The organism is Streptomyces cyslabdanicus (assembly GCF_052663305.1).
Genome location: NZ_JBQRUW010000062.1, coordinates 16,275 through 33,496 on the forward strand (window position 1 = coordinate 16,275; position 17,222 = coordinate 33,496).

Genomic DNA, 17,222 nt, shown 5'->3' on the forward strand with positions numbered 1-17,222 from the left:
ACGACAATGCCCGCTCATCTTTACCGCAACGCCCGCGTCTTCACCTCCGACCGACGCCCCTGGGCCGACTCCCTCGTGGTGGTGGGCGACCGGCTCGCCTACGTCGGCGACGGGGCCACCGCCGCGCGTGTGGCCGGACCGGACGCCCTGATCCACGACCTCGACGGCGCGACCGTCCTGCCCGGATTCGTCGACGGCCACGCGCACGTGGTCGGCACCGGCGAGGCGGCGGCCCAGGTCGACCTCTGGGGCGCCAACACGGTGGAGGAGATCCAGCGGCGCGTTCGGAGATGGGCGGACGAGCACCCCGACGCACCTCGTGTGCTCGCCACCGGGTGGAAGCACGGTGACATCACCGGCGGCCTGCCCGATCGGGGCATGCTCGACGCCGTAGTCGCCGACCGGCCCGTCTACGCGCAGGCCTACGACTTCCACTCGATCTGGCTGAACTCGGCCGCCCTCGCCGAAGTCGGCATCGACGACACCACGGCATCACCCCCCGGCGGAACGGTCCACCGGGACGAGCGGGGGGCGGCCACCGGCCTGGTCGACGAGACCGCGATGCACCACCTCGTGTGGCCGGTACTCGACGGCTTCGCCACTGACTCCGACCGTGACGAGGCCCTGGCGGTCGTCCTCGCGGCGTACGCCGAGTCCGGGATCGTCGGTTCGACCGAGATGGCGCTGGGCGAGGACGACTACGAGGCGATGCGTCGCGCCGACGCGGCCGGCGCCCTGACCACGCGGATCGCCGGGTTCTGGCGCGTCCAGCCCACCGGCGACGAGGGCGGCAACCTCGCCCAGGTCGAACGGGCCGCCGAACTCGCCGCGCACCGGTCCACCCCGTTCCTGCGTGTCACCGGCATCAAGGTCATGGTCGACGGAACCGTCGACGGGTGCACCGCGTCGCTCGGCAAGCCCTATGCGAACGGCACGAACGCCGACCCGATCTGGAGCCTTGCCGAACTCGCGCCGGTCGTCGCCGCCGCGGACGCGGCAGGCCTGCAGGTCGCCCTGCACGCCATCGGCGACGAGGCGATCCGGGTCGCGATCGGCGCCGTCGAGCACGCCGTCACACTCAACGGCCCCAAGGAGCGCCGCCACCGCATCGAACATCTCGAAGTCGTCGACCCCGCGGACATCGACCGGCTGGCGGCACTCGGCATCACGGCGAGCATGCAGCCCGTGCACGCCGACCCCGCCATCCAGGAGAACTGGCGACGCGTGCTCGGCGACGAGCGGGTCGACCGCGGCTTCCCCTGGCCCGAGATGACCGACGCCGGAGCCACACTCGCGCTCGGCACCGACTCGCCCACGTCGCCGCATGCGCCACTGCCCAACATGTTCGTCGCGGCGACACGGCGTTCGGCACTCGACCCTTCGCTGCCCGCCAACATCCCGCACTACGCCCTGCCGCTGGCCGACGCCATCGTGCACGCCACCCGTGACGCCGCCTGGGCGAGCCGCTCCGAGCACCTGCACGGCCGTCTCGCCGAGGGGCTGTACGCCGACTTCATCGTTCTCGACCGGGACATCTTCACCCGACCACTCGAGGAACTGCTCGACACGCGAGTGGTGCGGACGGTCGTGGGTGGCCGCGTGGTCCATCACGCGCAGCCAGGGGTGAACCGATGAGCCACGCGACCATGACGGCAGCAGGGGGAACCGCGCAGGCGAAGGCGAAGCGGCGGCCCGCCGGGGTGATGCTGCGGTTCGTCGCCACCCGCGTCGTGGGGCTGGTGGTGACCTTGTTCATCGCGAGCCTGGTCGTCTTCGGAGCGCTCTACGCCGCGCCGGGAAGCCCGCTCACCTATCTCACGCACGGTCGCACCATGAGCCCCGAGGCAATCGCCTCGATCAAGGCCGAGTACCACCTCGACGACCCCGTCTGGCAGCAGTACCTGAGGTGGCTGGGCGGCGTGGTGCACGGCGACTTCGGAACATCGGTCATCTACAACCAACCGGTGGGGTCGCTGGTCGGAAGCCGCGCCTCCATCACCACGCTGCTCGTCGTCATGGCCGCGGTGATCGTCCTGGTGCTCGGGCTGGCCGTCGGTACTCTCGCCGGCCTCAAGCCCGGCTGGCTGTCACGGTCCGCCATGGCCGGCGCGACGGCCGTCATGGCGGTGCCGACCTTCGTCGGAGCGGTCGTGCTGATCATCGTGTTCGCCGTCGACCTGGAGTGGTTCCCGGTGTTCGGCGCCGGCCGTGCGGGCCTCGACGAGCTCTACCACCTGGTTCTTCCGTCGACAGCGCTCGCCCTCGCGTCCGTCGCGTTCGTCGCACGACTCGCCCAGACCGCGATCCGGCAGGAACTGTCGGCCGACCACGTGCAGACGGCGATCAGTCGTGGACTGCCCCGCGGCGCCGTCGTACGCAGACATGTGATGCGCAACGCCGCGATGCCGGTGCTCACCGTCGCGGGTCTCACGATCGCGGGCCTGATCGCGGGGAGCGTCGTCGTGGAACAGGTCTTCCAGCTCGGCGGGCTCGGTCAGTTCCTGGTGAATTCGGTGCAGCAGAAGGACTTCCCCGTCGTACAGGCGATCTGCCTGATGTACGTCGCCGCCTTCATCGTGCTGAACACCCTCATCGACATCGCCTACACACTGCTCGACCCCCGTGTGTCGATCGGGAAGAAGGACTCATGAGCACGACAGCAGCGGTGCGACGCATGGGAATCCGGAAGGCCGGCCGGCGGACGACCCGTCGTACGACGACCTTCGGCGTGTCCGGTCGGGCGGCGATCGCCGTCCTCGGACTCGTCCTCTGCTTCGCCGTCCTCGCGCCCTTCCTCTCCCCGCACGATCCGAACGCCGTCGACCTCTCCGGTGCGTACCAGGGTTCGAGCGGCGCGCACCTGCTGGGAACCGACGCAAGCGGGCGCGACCTTCTCTCGCGCCTCATCCACGGCTCCCGGACCGCGCTGATCGGGCCCTTCCTCGTCGTGGCGATCTCGACCCTTCTCGGGACGGTCCTGGCGCTCGCGGCCGTGTGGTTCGGCGGCTGGTTCGACCAGATGGTGGTGCGCGTCGTCGACGCCGTGTTCGCCTTCCCCGGTCTGCTGCTGGCGATCCTGGCGACGGCCCTGTTCGGGTCCGGCCTGAACGCCGCCGTAGTGGCGCTGTCCATCGCCTACATCCCCTACATCGCGCGGATCGTGCGGAGCGCGGCGCTGCGAGAGCGCTCACTGCCCTACATCGCCGCGCTTCAGGTCCAGGGCGTGCACGGGGTGCGGATCGCCTTGCGGCACATCCTGCCCAACGTGGGCGGGCTGATCGTCGCCAACGCCACACTCGCCTTCGGGTTCGCCCTGATGGACCTCGCCGGCCTCTCGTTCATCGGTCTCGGGGTGCAGCCGCCGACATCGGACTGGGGCGCGATGGTCGGCACCGGTATGGCCGGTGTGCTGCAACAGCACCCGCAGGAGGCCCTGTTCGCCAGCGCGCTCATCGTCGTCACCGTCGGTGCCGTGAACCTGCTCGGCGACCGACTCACGGAACGCTGGGAGGCACGCTCGTGAACGCACTTCTCGAAGTCGACGGTCTGACGGTTCGGTTGCCTGTCGCGGGCGAGTCGCGCACCGTGTTGCGCGACGTCTCGTTCTCGCTCGACAGCGGAAGCACCCTCGGTCTGGTCGGCGAGTCCGGTTCGGGCAAGTCGATGACCGTGCGCACCATCGCGCGCCTGCTCCCCGACGGCGCCGACGTCCGGGGCGGTGTCCGCTTCGACGGCGCCGAGGTGTTCGACCTTCGCACCGACGCCCTGCGGTCCTACCGGGCGAAGGACGTCGCGATGATCTTCCAGGACGCACGGGCCCACACCAACCCCGTCCGCACGATCGGCGACTTCCTCACCGAGGCGATGCGCACCAACGACCGGATGCCGAAGCCCGCCGCGCGCAAGCGCGCACAGGAGTTGCTCGCCGAGGTCGGGATCGGGGATCCGGAGCGCCGGCTGCGGCAGTACCCCCACGAGCTCTCCGGCGGCCTGCTGCAACGCGTGATGATCGCTGCCGCGGTGGCCGCGCGACCCCGGCTCATCCTGGCCGACGAGCCGACGACCGCGCTCGACGTCACCACCCAGGCGGAGGTGATGGCGACTCTCGGGCGCATGCAGCGCGAGTACGGCATGGCGATGCTCTTCATCACCCACGACCTGGAACTCGCCGGTGCCGTGTGCGACGAGACGATCGTGCTGTACGCCGGCCAGGTCATGGAGCGCCAGGCGTCGGCGCGGTTGCACCAGGACCCGCTCCACCCCTACACCGCCGCCCTGGTGCAGGCACGACCCGAGATCGACCGGCGCGTGGACCGACTGCCCGCGATCACCGGCCATCCGACCACCGCCTACGAGGCGCCGGACGGCTGCGCCTTCGCGCCGCGCTGCCGCTTCGCCGAGGAGCGGTGCCGGGCGGGAGTGCCGCCCCTGCTGCAGATCGGCCCTTCGCAGACCCGGTGCGTCCAGATGCCCGGCCTGCGCGGCCGGATGGTGCGGCGGCAGCACGTCGACTCCCCTTCGAACGAGGAGATCCAGCGATGACCGAACCGCTGCTCGTGGTCGAGCACCTGACCAGGACGTTCGGCCGTGGGCATGCCGAGGCGACCGCGGTCGCCGACGTGAGCTTCGCCCTGGCCCCGGGCGGAGCCCTCGGCATCGTCGGCGAATCCGGCTCCGGCAAGACGACCACGGCACGGATGATCATCGGCCTGGAGCGTCCCTCCGGTGGTCGCGTCACGTTCCGGGGCGAGGACCGCACCCAGCCGGCGCGTTCCGCACGAAGCCGACGTGAGCGGGGCCGGGACATCCAGATCGTCTTCCAGGACCCCTACACCTCGCTCGACCGCCGTCAGCGCATCGGCGACTGTCTCGCGGAAGTCGTCGGCGTCCACTTCCGGCTCGGCCGCGACGAGACCAGGAAGCGCGTGAGCGAACTCGCCGAGCTCGTCGGACTCGACGAGCGGCAGCTCGCGGCACTGCCGAGGTCGCTCTCCGGAGGACAGCGCCAACGCGTCGCCATCGCTCGCGCGCTCGCCGCGGAACCGGACGTCCTCATCCTCGACGAGGCCGTATCCGCCCTGGACGTCTCGATCCAGGCGCAGATCCTCAATCTGCTCTCGGACATCCGGCAAGAACGCGGCGTGAGCTACCTGTTCATCAGCCACGATCTCGCCGTCATCCGCCAGGTGACCGACGACACGATCGTCATGCGCCACGGCGCCGTCGTCGAGCAGGGGCCCACCGCCGATGTGCTCGACAACCCCCAGGACCCCTACACCCGCCTGTTGCGCGACAGCGTCCCCCGCGGCGGGTGGGACCCCGCAGCCATCACCGCCCGCCACTGAACCGGAGTTCCACCATGTACTCACCCCGCCCCCGCAGACGGGCGACGGCACTCGCCGCCGTCGCCGCCGCAGCCACCCTGGTGCTGGCCGGTTGTTCCGGCGGCGCTTCCGGCACCGGTGCGACCGGGTCCTCCGACGCGCTGACCACCTTCACGCCGAAAGGCTCGGGCCCGGTCGACACGATCACCTGGAACGTCTTCCAGGGCGAGCCTCAGACCGTCGACCCCTTCCAGTCGGCCGACTACACGCCGAACATGATCAACTCGAACATGTGCGAGACGCTGCTCGCCCAGACGCCCGACTTCCGGATCAAGCCCAACCTGGCGACGTCGTACTCCAACCCCGACCCGACGACCTGGGTCTACAAGCTGCGCAGCGGCGTCACCTTCTGGGACGGCTCGCCGATGACCGCCGACGACGTCGTGTGGAGCATGCGGCACAACATGACGGACAAGTCGAGCTTCTACGGCTACCTGTACGCGAACGTCGCCTCGATCGCGAAGACGGGAGCCGACGAAGTGACCGTCAGGCTCAAGAAGCCCGACTTCCTCTTCAACGACGAGTTGGCGAGCTTCGCCGGTGTCGTCGTGGAGAAGAAGTTCTACGAGCAACACGGCAAGAAGGCCGGTACGCCGGGCGTCGGGGTCATGTGCACCGGCCCCTACAAGTTCGGCAAGTGGACGCAGGGTCAGTCGATCAGCGTGAGCCGCTACGACGGCTACTGGAACAAGTCGCTGCCGCTGAAGGTGAAGAACATCGACTTCACCTTCCTGACCGACGACTCCGCGATCACCTCCGGCCTGCTCTCGGGCCAGATCGACGGAACGTACGGTCCGCCGACGGCCGGGCTGGCACAGCTGAAGGCATCGTCGGCGGGCAAGCTGTACTCGGGTGCCGCGCCCCTGGCCGTCACGCTCGTGGTCGCGAACCACAAGGGCGCGATGGGCAACGCCGACGTGCGCAGGGCGCTCCAGATGGCCATCGACTGGAAGGGCATCGGCAAGCAGGTGTACGCCGGTGAGGGGAGCCCCGTCGCGCTGCAGACCGTGCCGGCCGTGTACGGCTTCGCGAAGGACGACCTGACCTCGTACGCCGACTCGGTGAAGACGGACGGCACCGCGAGGATCGACGAGGCGAAGAAGCTGCTCGCCGGTGTCCCGGCCGACGTGAAGTCGAAGCAGATCAGCCTCGTGGTGCCGCAGCAGGCGGAGACGCAGCAGTTGGGCATCGGGGTCAAGGACGCGGCCGACAAGATCGGCTTGAACTTCAAGCTCAACGTCGTACCCGCGACCGGCTACTCGAACTATTTGTACGACCCGGCGACGCGTGGCAGCACCGACCTGCTGTACACGCAGTTCTGGCCGAACATCCCGAACCCGCTGGACTGGCTGGGCCTCTCCGCGGTGACCGGCGGCACCTTCAACCAGTCCGGCTACAGCGGCATCGACGGGCTCTACGCCAAGGCGATCAGCACGAAGGACGAAGGCGCCCGCTCCCGACTGGTCCTGCAGATGGAGCGGAAACTGCACGACGAGACGGATCCGATGTTCTCCGGCATCGAGCTGACGAACGACGTGTGGCTCGGAAGCCGGATCACCGGGGCGCCGGCAGCCTTCGACTACGTCTACTACCCATGGGCGGCCTACCTCGGCGGAACCGGCCAGTAGTCCTCACACGGACCGCGGAGAATCCCGAAGGTCCGTCGGCGGCAAGGGAGTTCCCGCCTCCGAAGGCACATCGCCGCTGCCCTGTCCGCCCCATGGACCGGAGCGCGACCGAGTACGATGATCGACAGGCGGCGGCGATTCACTTTCCGGATGACGGAGTCTGCCATGACGACGGACCATTCCCAGCTCACCCACATCAACACCAGTCGGCCCCACCCCGCGCGGGTCTACGACTGGTTGCTGGGCGGCAAGGACAACTACCCGGTCGACGAGGCGGTCGGCGAGAGACTGCCGCCCGAAGCGCGGGACGCGGCGCGGCAGAACCGCGCGTTCATGCACCGGGCGGCGGCCTACCTCGCCGCCCAAGGTGTCGACCAGTTCCTCGACATCGGCACCGGCATCCCGACCGAGCCGAACCTCCACCAGATCGTGCAGCGGACGGTGCCCACCGCTCGGATCGTCTACGCCGACAACGATCCGATCGTCCTGCGGCACGCGGAGGCCCTGCTGGTCAGTTGCCCCGAGGGCGCCACGGACTACATCCAGGCCGACGTGCGTGAGCCGGACGAGATAGTGCGGCACACCCGGCAAGTGCTGGACTTCGACCGGCCGATCGCCCTGTCGCTGATCGCCCTGATGCACTTCATCGCGGACGACCAGAACGCCCACGGCATCGTCCGGGGCCTGGTCGACGTGCTCCCGTCCGGCAGCCACCTGGTCCTCTCGCACGCCGCGATCGACCTCTTCCCGGAGCTGGCGGAGCAGGTCGTCGCCCAGTACGCCAAGGGCGGCATCCGCCTCGCCTTCCGCACCCGCGAGGAGGTGGCCCGCTTCTTCGACGGACTGGAGTGGGTGCCGCCCGGCCTGGTCACCGCCACCGACTGGTACGGCGCCGACCAGGAGCCGCCCGCACCGGAGGACAGCGGCATCTACGCGGGTGTGGCACGCGTCCCCTGAGAACAATTCGCTGGGCCGTGGCGAGCTGCGTCCTTAGTATTCCGGTATGAAGGATGCGAGCGAGCGGGCCGTGCAGGCGGCCATCGACGGGGAGATGCTGCTTCTCGATCCTGAGGTGCGCGCTTCGCCGGCCCGTGTCCTGGGGCTGCTGGATCCGGAGTTCACCGAGATCGGGGCTTCTGGACGCCGGTGGGACGCCGAGACGATCCTCACGGTGACGAGCGGAGGCTCGGTGTCCCCGGAGTCTCCGGTCAAGGTCAGCGAGATGTCCGGAGTCGTTCTTGCCCCGGGTGTCGTTCATCTGACGTACTTCGCCGACAACCAGGGCCGTCGGGTATGGCGGAGCTCCGTGTGGCGTCTGACGGAGACGGGCTGGCGGATGTACTTCCACCAGGGCACCCCGACCGATTGAGCGGGTGAAACCGCCGCCCGCGAGGGCGGCGGCCCGGCGGGGCACCCTCCGGGCCGTAGGACGAAGGGCGGCTCAGGAGGGCGCGGTGTCCCGGTAGGGGTACTTCAGCTTGAACTCGACCGTCCTGGCATCGACGGCCTCGACCGAGTCGTGGAACGGCAGGAACTGCGCCATCAGGGAGGCATTCTTCTCGTCGAGGATCCGCTCGAAGCTGAAGACGACGTCCTCGGCGGTGACGTCCGAGCCGTCGTGGGGAACGGCGTACGGGTCCGCGCGAGGGGGCCGCTCCGGTGACCGGTCAGGCGGGGCGCTCGACCTCCGAACCCCGGCCCGCCTGCGCTTCCGCCAGTCGCCTGCGCACCGGCGCGTAGTGGCTGGAGAGCGCCTGCACGAAGCCCTCGACATCCCCCTGCCTGGCCGCTCGCACGATGGCGCGGTGGTCGGCGATGGTGCCGGCCTCGGCCTCCTCGGAGATGCCCTCCAACTCGGGCGCGACGATGGCGTAGACGTCCCAGAAGGCCAGCGAGAGCTGACTGACCAGCTCGTTCTGGAGCGGCTCCATCAGCCGCTCGTGGAAGGCCCGGTCGCAGGCGGCGAAGCCGCGGTCGTCATGGGCGCCACGGCGGTCCATCTCGTCGACAAGGGTGTCGAGGGCGTCGAGATCCTCGGGCCCGAGGGTCGCCATGATGCGCGCGGCCATACCGCGTTCGATCAGCTCCCGCACCTCGACCAGCTCGGACATGATCCGGAAGTCGTCCTTGGGGCTGAGCAGGCCGCGGAAGGCCAGGCCCTCCACCAGCGCGGACAGGCTCAGCCGGCCGACGTAGGTGCCGTGGCCGCGCCGCACCTCGACGATGTCCAGCACCGCCAGGGTCTTCACGGCCTCACGGATGCTGGAGCGGCTGGCGCCGAGGGCGGTGCACAGCTCCGTCTCCGACGGCAGCGGGTCACCCGGCTTGAGGTGATTGTCGAGGATGTAGCTCTTGATCGCCTCCGAGACCTCCTGACGCAGTGACGGCCTGGCCGCCGCCCGGACCTCTTGCGGACGCGACGAATTCACCTCTTGACCCCTTCTGCTCAGCGAAGCTACGTTCACAGCCTATCAAGGTCGGACATCAGACGTCTGATGGCGAGACCTCGATTCTTCTTCTGTTTCCTCGCTTTGTGCTGCCCCAGGAGGACCTCACGTGTCGTACAAGACGCCCGTCGGCATGGATCGTCGCAGATTTCTGCGCTACGCGAGCGCCCTCGGGGCCGCCTCGGCCCTGACCGCCTCGCTCTCCGCGTGCGGCGGCCCGGCCTCCACCGGCTCGGAGACATCTGATGTCCGCTTTCCTGGAGCAGCCGCCCGCGAACAGCGGTTCCGTCCTCCAGCCCACGTTCCGTCTCAGCCCATGGAGTAGCCCCCATGCCTCTGACCGCACCGTTCCTACGGACTGAGCGGGAGTGAGTCCTGGTGCCAGGACTCGTGCTCAGTCGTGTGCCCCGAACGGTTGTGGGCACACTGGTCGCCCGCTTTCGCTCCGCGTCCGGGCGGCACGGATCGTGTCCGTGGTCCGGGAATGCGGGGGCGGGGTCCCTCACGCCCCGGGCTGCCCGGTCCGGCCTGGACGGTCCGATGCCCCACACGATCGCTCCGGTCGTGTGGGGGCGGTGCCGTCCGACGCCGGATCGGGCATCCCAGGGCGCGCCTTCCGATCGCCACGGCGGCAGCGTCGTGACGGGTGGGCTTGCGCGTCGTGCTGGTCAGGGGCTTTTGCCAGTGCTGGGTGCCCCAGCGGCTGGTGTAGGCCGGGTCGACCGCGACGACGGTGACGCCCAGCTCGGCGGCCATGGACACGAGCCGCGCGCGCAGCCGGGCGGTGGGCATGCCGGAGATCAGCTTCCGGAACCGCTTGCGTCTGCCGTGCTTCTCCCGGGTCTTGTCCGCTGAGAAGTCCAGGTCCTCGACCGCGAGGGCCAGACCGTGACGTACGGTCCAGTGCAGCAGGCGGATCAGGGCGTGCCGGACCTGCGCGTCGCGGTGCTGTGCGCTGCCGGTCAGCTGGTAGTCGAACCGACAGGGCGCGCCGAGAGGGTTGCCGTGTGTGTCCAGGCGCCAGGCAGCCAGGTGGTCGGCGTTCATGTCCACCCCGACCAGCCCACCCGCACGAGCCGTCTCCAAGGGCACGGTCCGCACGGGCGGGTTCTGCCAGGACGCGGTCACGTACCAGCGGTTGCGGTCGGTGTCGTAGTGGATGCGGTAGGCCACAGCACGGTTCGCCGTGACGCGGTCGGCCCACTGCTCGCCCCGGTGGCGGAAGCGGACCCGGCAGGCGAGCACGTACCGGCCGTGCGGCGCGTTGGCCAGGTTGGCCAGCGGCGCCGGAAGTTTGATGCTCACCTCACCTTCGGCTGCGACGCGGATGGTCTCGTTGCCGTACCGCTTCCCGGACTCGCCGTCGGCCTGCAGGAACCACCGCTGGGCCTGCCACCGCAGCCGCCACCGCGCCTCGGTCAGTCCGGCGGCCTTCAGGTGGTGCCGGGCACGCGCCAGCCTCTTCCCACCGCGCACCACCCGCACCCGCCCGGCCTCCCAGTCGGCCCGCACCTGCTCCAGCCGGTCCTGAAGCACGTGCAGCCGCCGGGCCTTGGCGAACCACTCCCGCCGGGAGCGGTAACCACCCGGCGCCCCCTTGGCACCCTTCGCCCCGACGGGCTGCGCGAGCCGGTGTCTGATCGTTTCGATGCCTGCCTGAAGGGTGTGGAGGTAGGCGAGCTGACCACGCCGGGCCAAGGCCCACTGGTCGTGCGTGGCCTTGGTGATACTTCCCGCCCACCGCGAGGACGAGGACCCGGTCAGCGCCCGCTTGCGCCGCGCCCACTGCTCACTGTCGTGGTCCAGCCCCGCCGCGCAGCGGGCCTTCAGGTCACGCGAGGCCAGGGAGCCGAGCAGAGCGCCGACCTGGCGCAGCACCGTCTCGTCCTGCCCGGTCAGACCCTTGAGACCGGAGCGGACCGCCACCCCTGACGGGCCCGGCACCACGAACGACGCCGCCACCTCACGCAACCCACCCACACCCCACCCCCGCCCGAAACCGAAGAACCCCTCACCACACCCAACGACCACACCGACCCAAGGTCACGCATTCGAAACCAGAACTCCCGGTCGCCCCGCCGCGCGCCGCCATCCCACGCCACCCACCGCGACCGCGAAGCTCACTCATACGCACCAGAACACGCCCAACCACTGTCAAACGGCAGCAGTACAAACCCCCCTGCGCGGGGTCGTCCCGCCCGTGTGCACCCCGCTCGACGCCCACGGCGAGGTCGACACGGCCTCCCTGGCCCGGCTGGTCGAGCACCTGCTCGGCGGTGGCGTCCACGGGCTCCCGCCCGGCTCGCCATCGGCATGGGCATGGCCGGCGAGTACTCCTCCAGCGCCACCTACGTCATGGAGAGCTGGCCCGTGCGCCTGCGCAACCGGGCCAGCGGCTTCCTGATCTCCGGCTACTCCGTGGGCACCGTGCTGGCCGCCCAGGTCTACAAGTGGGTCGTGCCGGCGCTCGGCTGGCGCTGGATGTTCTATCTGGGCCTGATCCCCGTCCTGGTCGCGCTCTGGATGCGCCGCACGCTGCCCGAGGCCGCCGACTGGAAGGCCTCGGTCGCCGAGCGGGAGCAGCGGCCCAACCCCTTCCGCCCGCTGTTCGCCACCCGCGCCAGGGCCACCGTCAACGTGGTGCTCGCGGTGGCGGCCACCGTCTCGCTCTTCGCGGTCTTCACCCCGCTGGGCGACGGTCTCGTACCGGTGCTGTCGGTGCTCGCCGGAGTCTGCCTGATCGCCTTCGCCGTGCAGCTGGGCGGCCGCCGCGGCTGGCTGCTGTACGTGTCGATGATCGTCACGATCTTCTTCGCGTTCCTGTACTCCTGGCCCATCCAGGCGCTGCTGCCCACCTATCTGAAGACCGACCTGGGCTACGACGCCGGCCAGGTCACCGACGCGCTCTACTACGCGGGCTTCGGCACGATGGCCGGCTGCTGGCTGGCCGGGTTCCTGGGCGACCGGATCGGCACCAGGAGGGCGTACGCCTTCACGCTGCTGGCCTCCCTGGCCTTCGTCTTCCCGGTCTTCGCGGTGCGCGACAGCCTGCCGCTGCTCGGCGTGCTGCTGTTCGTGCTCCAGGCCACCAGCTTCGGCATCTCCGGCCTGCTGCCCCGGTACATCGGCGGTCACTTCCCGACCCATGTCCGGGCCGCCGCGCTGGGCTTCACCTACAACGTGGGCGCCCTGGGCGGCGCCGTCGCCCCTGTGCTCGGCGCCCGCCTCGCCTCGGGCATGGACCTGGGCCACGCGCTGGCCGTCCTCACCTTCGCCGGGACGATGATCGTCGTGGTCCTCGTCGGCTTCGACGTGCCCGGCCGGCTGGGCCGACTCCTCGACCCGGACGGTCCGGCCGACCACCTCGTGGCGGAGGAGGACCGCGGCCCGGCCCCGGCGGCCCGCGCGACCTCCGGCTGACCGGCCCTGCCCGGGAGGGCGCCGCCGGCGCTGCCGGGGGCGCCCTCCCGGTGCCCGTCAGTACGCGTGGCCCACGTGGGCCAGCGCCTGCTTGAGCAGCACGCCGTGCCCACCGGGCATCTCGCTCTGCAGCGCGACGGAGGCCGCCTCCTGCGGGCTGAACCAGACCAGGTCCAGCGCGTCCTGCCGGGGCCGGCAGTCGCCGGCGACCGGCACGATGTAGGCCAGCGACACGGCGTGCTGACGCGGGTCGTGGTACGGCGTGATCCCGACCGTCGGGAAGTACTCGGCGACCGTGAACGGCTGGAGGGAGGCCGGCACGCGGGGCAGCGCCACCGGGCCGAGGTCCTTCTCCAGATGGCGCAGCAGGGCGTCCCGCACGCGCTCGTGGTGCAGCACCCGGCCGGATACCAGGGTCCGGCTGACCGTTCCGTCCGGTCCGATGCGCAGCAGCAGGCCGATGCTGATCACTTCGCCGCTGTCGTCGACGCGCACCGGCACCGCCTCGACGTACAGGATCGGCATGCGGGCGCGCGCCGACTCCAGTTCGTCCGTGGTCAGCCAACCGGGCGTGGTTTCGGTCATGTCAGACATCGCTTGATCATACTTTCAGTGGTGCTCAATAGGGGAGTTCGGTGGCGGGGAGATCGGTGGGGTCAGCGGGGCCCTCGGGGTCGGTGAGGCCGGTCAGGTCGGTGAGTCCGTAGACCCGTCGGGCGTTGTCCCGCCCCGTCCAGCGGGCGATCCGCAGCGCGTCCGCCGGGCTCAGCTCGTCGGCGTCCACCCGCTCGCGCAGCAGCCCGGCCAGGCCCTGCCGGAAGGCCACCGCGCCGAGGTGGTGGAACTCGGCCACGCCGTAGGCGTCGGAGCTGTACAGCAGCTTGCCGAACGGCGTGATCTCCAGGGCCTCGGCCAGCACCGCCCGGGCCCGGGCGGGTCCGACGTGGTGCAGCGCCAGACCGACGTCGAGGTGCACCTGCTCGAACACGGCGGCCAGATAGGCGGCCTGGCGCTGGTAGGGCCAGCAGTGCAGCAGCAGGACCGGGACCGTGCCGGCGGTCAGACGCAGCCAGTCGGTCAGCAGGGCGGGGTCCGTGCGGTGCAGGCGGAGGTCGGCGTCGCCGAACCCAGTGTGCAGTTGGAGGGGCAGGCCGAGGTCGACGGCCGTCCACAGCAGATGCCGTACGAGCACCGGGTCGTCGAGACGGCCGCCCGCGCCGGCGAGCCAGCCGGCCGCCGCCCGCGCGACCTCCTCCGACGAGGGGCGTGCCGGGTCCAGGTCGAAGCCGGTGCGGTAGGCGGCCACCGACTTCACCGCGACGACGCCCGGACGCCGCACGGCCTCCCGCACGGCCGCATCGAAGACGGCGCCGTACTCGCCGGGCTCGACGCCCCCGGCCGCCACGGCCTCCGCGACCCGCTCCAGCCGTACGACCTCGTACGCCACCGCCCCACCGCCCGCGGCGCCGGCCAGCTCCCGCGGGGTGGTGCCGGGCTCGGGAGCGAAACCGGTGTCGACGCAGAAGACGGCCGTGCCGCAGGCGCCGAGGAAGCGCCGGTTGACCTCCGCCGCGCCCAGCTCGGCCCGGCGGGCCAGATACGCCTCGGCGGGCGCGTGGCGCGGCAGGTCCAGGACCGGTGCGCAGTGGCGGCGCACGGCCACGCCGACCGGGCTGTCGAACGGCGAGATCCCGCTGCCGGGCCACACCTCGCCCTCGGTGAGCAGGGACTCGAAACCGGTCCGGTCCAGGTCGGCGGTGGCGACCCCGTGGCAGTGGTGGTCCACGAGCGGCAGCGCGCCGAGCATCTCGTGCACCGCCGTAGCCCCGGCCGACGCGCTCATCAGTACGTCCACCGGTAGGCCGCCGCGACCTGCTCGTCGTCCAGCCCCTCGACGGCCGCGATCTCGCCCGTGCGCACGGCGGTGACCGCGTCGGCGAGGACCGGTCCGAGAGCGGTGCGCAGCACCTCGTCCCCGCGGAACGCGGCGACCGCCTCCGCCAGCGAGACCGGCAGCCGCCGCACACCCCGGGCCGCTGCCTCCGCCTCGCCGAACCGCGCCGGGTCCCCGGTGATCTCCTCCGGCAGGGACGCGGACGACTCCGCGCCGTCCAGCCCGGCGGCGATCAGGCAGCCCAGGGCCAGGTACGGGTTGGCCGCGAGGTCGACCGGCTTGACCTCCAGGTTGGCCGCCCGCCCGCCCTGCCCCCGGGTCCCGGTGATCACCCGCAGCGCGGCCTCGCGGGTCTCCCGGCCCCAGGCGGTGAACACCCCGGCCCACTGGGAGGGTCTGAGCCTGAGATAGCTGGCCGGGCTCGGCGCGGTCACCGCCGTCAGCGCGGGCAGGTGGGCGAGGAGACCGGCCGTGAAGGCCTCGGCCTCGGCCGTCATGCCGTAGCGGCCGTCTCCCCCGGAGTGCAGGTTGGTCCCCTCGCGCCAGGCCGAGAGGTGGACATGGCCGCCGTTGCCCACGCCCCGCGCGAGGACGGCCGGCGCGAAGGAGGCCCTCAGCCCGTGCCGCCGGGCCACGGCCCGCACGGTCTGCCGCACCAGCACGCTGCGGTCGGCCGCCGCCACCGGGTCCAGCGCGCCGACGGACACCTCGAACTGCCCGGCCGCGTACTCGGGGTGGAACTGGTCCACGTCCACGCCCTGCGCGGCGAGGGCCGCCAGCAGGTCGGCGGCGCAGTCGCTCAGCTCCACCTGCCGCGCGGCCCCGTACGCCGGACCCGACACCGCGGGCTCGAACGTGCCGCCGGGCGCGTCTCCCCGGCCGACAGCCCACTCGATCTCGACGGCCGCCTTGAAGGTGAGTCCATGGCGCCGCTCGGCGTCCGCGGTGATCCGGCGCAGGAACGTACGGCTGCACCCGGGGTGGCGCTCCCCCTCCTGCGTGATCCGGTCGACCGGCGCCCAGGCCCACCCGGGCTGCCCGGACAGGACCACCAGGTGGTCGAGGTCGGGGTAGAGCCGCAGATCGCCGTCGGGGGAGCCGAGGACGTCGGTGCTGACGATCGAGTCGTGCGCCAGGAAGGTGTCGAACACCGGGGACATGCCCACTCCCCAGGCCGCCGCCGAGGGGAGCTTCGCCGTCGGGACCGTCTTGACCCGGCCGATGCCCGCGGTGTCGACGTAGGCGAGGACGACACCGTGCACGCCTCGCCCGGCGAGTTCGCCGCTGAGCGCGACGGCCCGCTCGACGTCGCCGGGACGCCCGCCGGGGACGGGGTCGGCAAGGGTGGTCATGGTCCTCCTCGACGGGCGGTGACGCGGCTCGGGCGAACCGGCGGCCGGTGCCGCCCGCGTCAGGGTTTCACGGCGACCGCGCCGAACTGCGGTACCACGGCGGGCAAGTCGCCGTCCGGGCGCCACCGCGAGCACGGCACCAGGCCGGGCTCGACCAGGTCCAGGTCCTCGAGGAAGGCGGCCACCTCGGCGCGGGGGCGGGCGATGATCGGCGGCGTGGCGTTGGCGTTCCAGAACTCCATCGCCGCGACGTTGCCCTCGCCGCCGAGGCCGGCGTCGAAGGTGGGGTGCGTCAGTACCAGGAAACTCCCCGCGGGGACCGCGGCCACGAGGCGGCGGACGATGTCACGCGCCGTGCCGGTGTCCAGGACGAAGTTCAGGATGCCCAGCATCATCACCGCGACGGGCCGGCCGAAGTCGAGGGTCGCGCGGGCACGCTCGACGATGGCCTCCGGGTCGTGCGCGTCGGCTTCGATGTAGGCGGTGGCGCCCTCGGGGGTGCTGGTCAGCAGGGTGCGGGCGTGCGCGAGGACGATCGGGTCGTTGTCGACGTACACGATCCGCGCGTCGGGGGCGATCCGCTGCGCCATGTCGTGGGTGGTGTCGACCGTCGGCAGCCCGGTGCCGATGTCGAGGAACTGGCGCACCCCGCGCTCGGCGGTCAGGAAGCGGACCGCCCGTCCGAGGAACTCGCGGTCGGCGCGGGCCACGTCGCGGATGACCGGGAACATCCCGGCGACGTGCTCGCCGACCTGCTGGTCGACCTCGTAGTGGTCCTTGCCGCCGACCCAGTAGTTCCACACGCGCGCGTTGTGCGCCACCGCGGTGTTCAGCCTCGGCGACCCACCCGGAGAAGTGCGGCTCTCGCTCACGTCTGCGCTCCTGGTCCGTCTCGTGCCGTCTCGTGGCCGTCGTCCCCTGGCCGTCGTTGTGACGGTCGCGCCCTGTCTGCGGTCGGTCGCGGCCGACGCCGCCATTGTGCCGCCCGGTGATCACCGTGTCCGGGAATCGGCCGAACCCGGCCGACCGCGAAGGCCGCCGGCCCTGGGCCTCGGGCGGCCCCGGACCGCGTCGGCGGGCCCCGGTAGGCTGGCGGG

At 71.3% G+C, this 17,222-nt stretch carries 14 protein-coding genes and 3 pseudogenes; 10 read left to right on the top strand and 7 right to left on the bottom strand.

Annotated elements, in window-relative coordinates; all coding sequences use genetic code 11:
* Positions 1-6 precede the first annotated feature (6 nt).
* From ACTYVM_RS31875 to ACTYVM_RS31910, 8 genes are all read left to right on the top strand, one after another.
* A complete protein-coding gene (locus ACTYVM_RS31875; protein WP_445529306.1) occupies positions 7-1,635 on the top strand; it encodes an amidohydrolase in 1,629 nt (542 codons plus the stop codon).
* Entirely contained in the window at positions 1,632-2,651 is a 1,020-nt protein-coding gene (locus tag ACTYVM_RS31880) for an ABC transporter permease (protein ID WP_445529307.1), read from the top strand. Before ACTYVM_RS31875 ends, ACTYVM_RS31880 begins: the two co-directional genes overlap by 4 nt.
* On the top strand, positions 2,648-3,523 hold the full coding sequence (locus ACTYVM_RS31885) for an ABC transporter permease (RefSeq protein ID WP_445529308.1): 876 nt from the start codon (positions 2,648-2,650) through the stop codon (positions 3,521-3,523). The genes ACTYVM_RS31880 and ACTYVM_RS31885 overlap by 4 nt, the downstream gene beginning before the upstream one ends.
* Positions 3,520-4,542: an ABC transporter ATP-binding protein gene (locus ACTYVM_RS31890; RefSeq protein WP_445529309.1), complete on the top strand. Its 1,023-nt coding sequence runs from the start codon at positions 3,520-3,522 to the stop codon at positions 4,540-4,542. Before ACTYVM_RS31885 ends, ACTYVM_RS31890 begins: the two co-directional genes overlap by 4 nt.
* A complete protein-coding gene (locus tag ACTYVM_RS31895) occupies positions 4,539-5,345 on the top strand; it encodes an ABC transporter ATP-binding protein (RefSeq protein ID WP_445529310.1) in 807 nt (268 codons plus the stop codon). The genes ACTYVM_RS31890 and ACTYVM_RS31895 overlap by 4 nt, the downstream gene beginning before the upstream one ends.
* 14 nt (positions 5,346-5,359) lie before the next feature.
* Positions 5,360-7,012 (top strand): ABC transporter substrate-binding protein, encoded by a 1,653-nt coding sequence (locus tag ACTYVM_RS31900; RefSeq protein WP_445529311.1) that lies wholly within the window; start codon positions 5,360-5,362, stop codon positions 7,010-7,012.
* Positions 7,013-7,177: 165 nt separating this feature from the next.
* Positions 7,178-7,969 (top strand): SAM-dependent methyltransferase, encoded by a 792-nt coding sequence (locus tag ACTYVM_RS31905; protein WP_445529312.1) that lies wholly within the window; start codon positions 7,178-7,180, stop codon positions 7,967-7,969.
* A gap of 46 nt (positions 7,970-8,015) precedes the next feature.
* On the top strand, positions 8,016-8,381 hold the full coding sequence (locus tag ACTYVM_RS31910) for a nuclear transport factor 2 family protein (RefSeq protein WP_445529313.1): 366 nt from the start codon (positions 8,016-8,018) through the stop codon (positions 8,379-8,381).
* Positions 8,382-8,474: 93 nt separating this feature from the next.
* On the opposite strand, the pseudogene ACTYVM_RS31915 reads toward ACTYVM_RS31910, so the two are convergent.
* From ACTYVM_RS31915 to ACTYVM_RS31925, 3 genes and pseudogenes are all read right to left on the bottom strand, one after another.
* Positions 8,475-8,633: pseudogene (locus ACTYVM_RS31915) on the bottom strand (ABC transporter substrate-binding protein); the annotation flags it as partial.
* Positions 8,634-8,679: 46 nt separating this feature from the next.
* On the bottom strand, positions 8,680-9,441 hold the full coding sequence (locus ACTYVM_RS31920) for a FadR/GntR family transcriptional regulator (RefSeq protein WP_445529314.1): 762 nt from the start codon (positions 9,439-9,441) through the stop codon (positions 8,680-8,682).
* Between the two features lie 369 nt (positions 9,442-9,810).
* A complete protein-coding gene (locus ACTYVM_RS31925; RefSeq protein WP_445529315.1) occupies positions 9,811-11,439 on the bottom strand; it encodes an IS200/IS605 family accessory protein TnpB-related protein in 1,629 nt (542 codons plus the stop codon).
* 199 nt (positions 11,440-11,638) lie between these two features.
* Between ACTYVM_RS31925 and ACTYVM_RS31930 the strand changes: the two are divergent.
* Together ACTYVM_RS31930 and ACTYVM_RS31935 are read left to right on the top strand one after the other, a co-directional pair.
* Positions 11,639-11,752 (top strand): annotated as a pseudogene (locus ACTYVM_RS31930) (dihydrodipicolinate synthase family protein); the annotation flags it as partial.
* A gap of 2 nt (positions 11,753-11,754) precedes the next feature.
* Positions 11,755-12,879 (top strand): annotated as a pseudogene (locus tag ACTYVM_RS31935) (MFS transporter); the annotation flags it as partial.
* Positions 12,880-12,936: 57 nt separating this feature from the next.
* Here ACTYVM_RS31935 and ACTYVM_RS31940 read toward each other — a convergent pair.
* The 4 genes from ACTYVM_RS31940 to ACTYVM_RS31955 are packed head-to-tail and all read right to left on the bottom strand — an operon-like array spanning position 12,937 to position 16,997.
* Positions 12,937-13,464: an NUDIX hydrolase family protein gene (locus ACTYVM_RS31940; protein WP_400028657.1), complete on the bottom strand. Its 528-nt coding sequence runs from the start codon at positions 13,462-13,464 to the stop codon at positions 12,937-12,939.
* A 34-nt stretch (positions 13,465-13,498) separates the two neighbouring features.
* The gene (locus ACTYVM_RS31945) at positions 13,499-14,722 is read right to left on the bottom strand and encodes an amidohydrolase family protein (RefSeq protein WP_445529316.1); all 1,224 of its coding nucleotides are present in this window, start codon (positions 14,720-14,722) and stop codon (positions 13,499-13,501) included.
* Positions 14,722-16,125 carry a glutamine synthetase family protein gene (locus ACTYVM_RS31950; protein WP_445529317.1) on the bottom strand — a complete coding sequence of 468 codons (1,404 nt, stop codon included), beginning with the start codon at positions 16,123-16,125 and terminating at the stop codon, positions 14,722-14,724. The genes ACTYVM_RS31945 and ACTYVM_RS31950 overlap by 1 nt, the downstream gene beginning before the upstream one ends.
* Positions 16,126-16,184: 59 nt before the next feature.
* A complete protein-coding gene (locus tag ACTYVM_RS31955; RefSeq protein ID WP_445529318.1) occupies positions 16,185-16,997 on the bottom strand; it encodes an SAM-dependent methyltransferase in 813 nt (270 codons plus the stop codon).
* Between the last annotated feature and the right edge of the window lie 225 nt (positions 16,998-17,222).